This window comes from Streptomyces sp. NPDC060184 (assembly GCF_042728795.1).
Taxonomy (GTDB): Bacteria; Actinomycetota; Actinomycetes; order Streptomycetales; family Streptomycetaceae; genus Streptomyces.
Genome location: NZ_JBHWYX010000093.1, coordinates 1 through 3,925, shown reverse-complemented (window position 1 = coordinate 3,925; position 3,925 = coordinate 1). Strand labels below are relative to the sequence as shown.

5 protein-coding genes and 1 pseudogene are annotated in these 3,925 nt (G+C 72.5%); all 6 read right to left on the bottom strand.

Annotation, left to right across the window (positions count from 1 at the left end):
* Positions 1–972, bottom strand: a pseudogene (locus ACFWEE_RS32545) (replication protein); the annotation flags it as partial.
* A 543-nt stretch (positions 973–1,515) separates the two neighbouring features.
* Positions 1,516–1,878, bottom strand: coding sequence for a hypothetical protein (locus ACFWEE_RS32540; protein ID WP_377541239.1), 363 nt, complete (start codon positions 1,876–1,878; stop codon positions 1,516–1,518).
* A complete protein-coding gene (locus tag ACFWEE_RS32535) occupies positions 1,875–2,087 on the bottom strand; it encodes a hypothetical protein (RefSeq protein WP_377541240.1) in 213 nt (70 codons plus the stop codon). The genes ACFWEE_RS32540 and ACFWEE_RS32535 overlap by 4 nt, the downstream gene beginning before the upstream one ends.
* The gene (locus tag ACFWEE_RS32530) at positions 2,084–2,974 is read right to left on the bottom strand and encodes a protein spdB (protein ID WP_377541241.1); all 891 of its coding nucleotides are present in this window, start codon (positions 2,972–2,974) and stop codon (positions 2,084–2,086) included. Before ACFWEE_RS32530 ends, ACFWEE_RS32535 begins: the two co-directional genes overlap by 4 nt.
* A gap of 2 nt (positions 2,975–2,976) precedes the next feature.
* The gene (locus ACFWEE_RS32525; RefSeq protein ID WP_377541242.1) at positions 2,977–3,297 is read right to left on the bottom strand and encodes a hypothetical protein; all 321 of its coding nucleotides are present in this window, start codon (positions 3,295–3,297) and stop codon (positions 2,977–2,979) included.
* Positions 3,294–3,925: winged helix-turn-helix transcriptional regulator (locus ACFWEE_RS32520; protein ID WP_386894833.1), on the bottom strand; the 632-nt coding region annotated here is incomplete at its 5' end. The genes ACFWEE_RS32520 and ACFWEE_RS32525, both read right to left, overlap by 4 nt.

Below are 3,925 nucleotides of genomic sequence, written 5' to 3'. Positions count from 1 at the left end.
CTCCAGCGAGCCCTGTCCCTGGGCGTCGTCCTCGGGAACGCCTCCGGTCAGGTCTCCGATCCGGCCGAGGAGTTCGAACGGCGTGACGTTCTCGCCGCCCGCGGTTTTCAGGTCGGCGCGGGCGAGTTCGAGCGCCGGCGCCTTGCCGTCCTGCGTCTTGGCGATGTACTCGGCGAGGTCGTTCGCGTCGCGCTCGGTGTGCAGCCGCTTGAAGTCGACGCCGTGGCCCTTGCCCTCGCACGGGCAGTCGGCCCGTTCGCAGTCGTCCGTCGGCCGGAACTTCGGATTGATGCCCTGGAGGGTGCGGGTCCAGGTCGCGCGCCAGTGGTCTTCCCACTCGGTGAGCCGGTCCTCGGCAGGCGTGAAGGCGCCCGTGATCCTCTTGGCCGCCTTCTCTCCGGTGGTCCGGCCGCCGACGAGGACGATCGCGTGGATGTGCGGGTGCCAGCCGTGGGCCTGACCCACGGTCACCTCCGTCGCGCGGATCATCCCGAGGTAGCCGATCCGGTCGCGGATGCCCTCCTGGTCCTTCGCCCGGCAGCCGTCGCTGACCTTCCGTCCGGCCCACGTGCCGCCCGTGATGAGCCGCTGGTAGGCGCCGGGGCGCCGGGGGGTGTCCTCGGTTTTGCGGGTGCCCTGGAGAGCGTCCATGAGGTCGGCGAGCGCGTCCTTGTACGCGTGGCGGGCGGTGAAGGTCACCAGGTAGGCGGTCCCGCCCTGTTGGAGCCAGGTGACCACGGCCTGGGTGATCTCCTCGGCGCGGCGGTGGCGGATCACGGCGGCGCAGACCGGGCAGAGCCAGATCCGCCCGCACCGCATGAGGCCGAGGACCACGGAGGTTCCGGCAGCGGTCTGGGCGACGATCACGCCGGACGCGGGGTCCATCAGGGCCCGGCCGCAGCCCTTGCACGCGGAGTCGCCGGTGATCCGCCATAGGGTCCGGCGCCGGGTGTACCGCGCCGCTTTGCGCAAGCGGGCGGCGTCGCTTCGCGACTGCCCTTCCGAGAGGCTGTCGCCTCTCGGGCTCTCCCCATCCACCCCGTCCGGAGAAACCGCAGGTCGGCGGGGTGCGGGAAACTCTGTTGTTTCTTTCCCAAGCTGTCCGGGGTTGCTGCCGGACGTCATCCCGCGCTGAATTGCGCGCTTCGCGGCCTTCCGGCAGCGGTCCGAGCAGTAGACACGCGGCACTTTGCCCGGAATATGGGCAATCGGCGTGCCGCAGTGGCAGCGGGGGCCGCTGCTGTTCCGCGTGGCGGCACGCGGAGGTTCGGGGGTTGCAGACGCTGACGCGTCCCGTACGCTGGACACAGACGAGTCCCTTGGTTGTGGAGACCGGGTGGACGTCAGAAGCGGTCAGGGATTAGGCCCCCTGGCCGTTTCGCATTTCCTGGAGAGAATCCAAGCACCTTTCGTGCCCGGTGTTCCCCCCGGCACGCGACACGGCCCTTGGGGCAGTTGGGGTTTGACGGACCGAAGAAAGCCCCGCCAGCCGAAAAGGCCGGCGGGGCTTCGGTGTTACGCGGCTTCGACCGTCCACTCCCACGACTCGCCGTCGGCGGCAGCGCGGGCGGCGGCGTCGGCCAGGGCGCGGGCGAGGGCCGACGCCCGCGGCTTGAGGTGCCGGGTCCGGGAGACCGTGAGCAGCTGCTCGGAGACGAGCGCGGCTTCGGCAGCAGGGAAGGTTCGGGGCTTCGGGAACTCCAGGGCGTCGACCAGTGAGGCCACGGCCTTCCGGTCGTTGTACGGCACGGAGGTCTGGACCCAGGACGCGAGGGCGGCAACCTCCTTGCGGAGGTGGTGGTCCTGCCCGAAGAAGTCGGCTCCGTGCGAGACGACCAGGCTCGGTGCCGCGTCGTGGATGGCGGGTCGGCGGGTCATGCTGCGGCTCCCATCCGGTGGGCGAGGTCGGCGAGCTGGGTGGCGGCCGCGAGGATCAACCGGACCTCAGGTGTGCCGTCGGTCAGGAGTCGGTCGGGTCCGGGCGCCGGCGGGACCGGCGCGGGGGCCGGGACCGGGCGGCGGCGCAGGGCCACCGCCAGGACCGCGAGGGCAACCACCACGGTGGCGAGGTAGGCGAGGGCGATCACGAGCCCACCGCCTCAGACGTCGTGACGCGCTTCCAGGCCGCCCGGAGCCGGGTCTCCCCGGCGCTGTGGCCCGCCCTGCGGAAGGCGAGGGCGAGGGCGTTGTACGACATCGGCGGGTTGGTGCTGGCCCGGAGCTCCGCGACGATCGCGTCGATCTGGTCGTCCGTCAGGGCGGGTGCCTCGATGGCGGCCAGTTCTTCGAAGGAGCCCCAGACGGGGAGCTGCCAGCGGGGCTGTGACGCGTCCTGTGACGCGGGTGCGACGCGCTCTGTCACGCAGGTCAGAGCCCTACCGGTGCCGTCGCCCTGCCGGACTCCGTCCAGCTCCGACCAGGCGCCGGAGAGCCTCCTGGCCGCCTTGGCCTGTGCCTCCGCGACGCGCTTCCCGGCGCCCGTCACGGCGTCGAGGCGGGTCTCCTCGGTGCCCGCCTCGGCACGGAGTTCGGCGCGGGCGATGGCCGCCTGATCGCGGGCGCCCTGCTGGATCGTGGCGATCCGGTCGAGGGCGGTCTTGGTGAGCGCGGTCCGCTCCCAGAGACCGTGCACGAGCCACAAGGCCTTGGCCGCGATCGGCAGCCAGGCGACGGCGAGCCATGCGCCGGCGGATCCGTCGGCGGTGAGCGCGTGGGCGACCAGGACGCCGGTCGCGACCGCGCCGAACGCCCACCCGACCACGGTGACCGTGGTGTTGTGGTCACCCTGAGCGGCCAGGCGCCGGTCGTACGCGAGGGTCGCGAGCCAGCCGCCGTCGATGCCGAGTCCGACGACCAGGGCGACGGGCCACGGCATCGAGTCCCCGAGCCACATCACGACCACGGCCAGGGTGAGGACCATGGACACGGCGGTCATGGCGACCGCCGGTGCGGCGGTGTAGTTGCGCTTGGGCATGGTCACTTCCCCTTCCGGATCTCGCGGATGAGCAGGTACGACACGCAGCCGCCGACCGTCACGGCGACGGCGACCAGGGCGACCGCGAGGAACAGGCCGACCAGGACGCAGGCGCAGGCGGCACCGCCCGCGATCCACGCGGCGACCTTCCCGGCGGACGATCCGCTGGCCTTCTGCGTCGAGCAGCTGCAGGCGGCGTGCGCGGCCGGGGCGGGGGTGGCCGCCTGTACGGCCTGGACCACGGCGAGGATCTGCGCGATCTGCTCGGTGTTGGTCTCCGCCGCGCGGGCGTCGGCCACGGCCTGGGCGAGGTTGGCGCTCATGCGGCGACCTCCGTACGGATCGTCGTGCCGTCCTTGGCGAGGAGCCCGCGCTTGACCAGCGCGTCGACCGCGCGGGTGACCGAGCCGGGGTTGATGCCGGTCGCCTTGGCGATGGCGGCGTTGGTCGACGTGCCGTCGATCGCGGCCTGAAGCACGGCCTTCTGGTTGTCGGTCAGGTCCTGCGGGACGGCAGCCGCGGGGGCGGCGTCCTTCACCAGACGCAGCGGCTCGGACGCCGGGGCCGGGACAGGCGCCGGCGCCTTGGCCGACCGCTGCCAGACCGGGCGGTCAGGGAGGGCGATGACGTCGGCCGGGGAGAACGCCCGGGTGCTGATCGGGTGCGGTGCCGCCTTGGGTCCGGAGCGGAGCATGGCCACGCCGGGCATCGGCAGGTCGTGGGCGTGCCAGCCGCGCTCGGTGGCGTCCTCGCCGAACACGACGCGGCTCTCGCCGGACGTGCTCAGGGCGAGGGCGGCGCGGTAAGTGATCTGGGCGCTGATCTGCGGGTCGATGCCGCCCTTGGCGTCCATGGTCGGCTTCTGCGTGGCCCAGATCAGGATGATCTCGGCGGCGCGCGCCATGCGGGCGAGTGTCGACAGGTTCTCCATGATCCGGGACCAGTCCGGGT